This window comes from Methylobacterium sp. WL116, from assembly GCF_008039455.1.
Lineage (GTDB): Bacteria > Pseudomonadota > Alphaproteobacteria > Rhizobiales > Beijerinckiaceae > Methylobacterium.
Map to the genome: position 1 here is coordinate 1 of NZ_VRUV01001039.1, position 677 is coordinate 677.

2 protein-coding genes are annotated in these 677 nt (G+C 76.4%); both read right to left on the reverse strand.

Going from position 1 to position 677, the window contains the following annotated elements; translation table 11 throughout:
• The coding region (locus FV223_RS29275) for an ATP-binding protein (RefSeq protein WP_246689870.1) at positions 1 to 216 on the reverse strand (216 nt) is incomplete at its 3' end.
• A gap of 29 nt (positions 217 to 245) precedes the next feature.
• Positions 246 to 677 (reverse strand): tol-pal system protein YbgF (gene ybgF / locus FV223_RS29280; RefSeq protein WP_147730071.1); only part of this gene is annotated, 432 nt, incomplete at its 5' end.

Genomic DNA, 677 nt, shown 5'->3' on the forward strand with positions numbered 1-677 from the left:
GCCGAGCGTCGCGGCGGCGCGGGCGACGGCGCGGGCCTCGTCAGCGGATTCGGGGCGCAGGCCGTGGTCCACCGTCGCGACGAAGAGCGCGCCGGCCCGGCACGCGGCGGCGGCGTGCATCAGGGCGGTGGAATCGGGGCCCCCGGAGACGGCGAGCACCACGGGCGCGTCCCCGGCGAGCCAAGGTGCGAGGGCGTTGGCGAGGGCGCGACGGATCCGGTCACCGGGATCGTCGCGCGGGTCGCTCACGCGGTGCAGCGCGCGCGCTTCTGCTCGCGCGCCACGCTCTGGCGCACGTTCGAGCCGGCGGCGGGGAACTTGCGGTCGAGCTCGGCCAGGGTCGCGCAGGCCTGCTCGCGCGCGCCCAGCGCGTTGAGCGACACGCCGAGCTTCAGCATCGCCTCCGGCGCCTGGGGCGAGCGGGCGTAGTCGGTCGAGACCTTCAGGAACTGCTCGGCCGCCTCGCGGTTGCGGTTGCGCTGCAGGTAGCTCTCGCCGAGCCAGTAGGTCGCGGCCGGGACGTGGCCGTCGCGCGGGTGCGACTGGATGAACTGGCGGAAGGCCATCTCGGCCTGCTCGTAGCGCTTCTCGCGGATGTGGCCGACGGCGGCCTCGTAGTCGCTCGTCGCGTCCCCGCTGCCGGTGGCGGCGACGCTGGCCGGGGCGCGGGCCGGGCT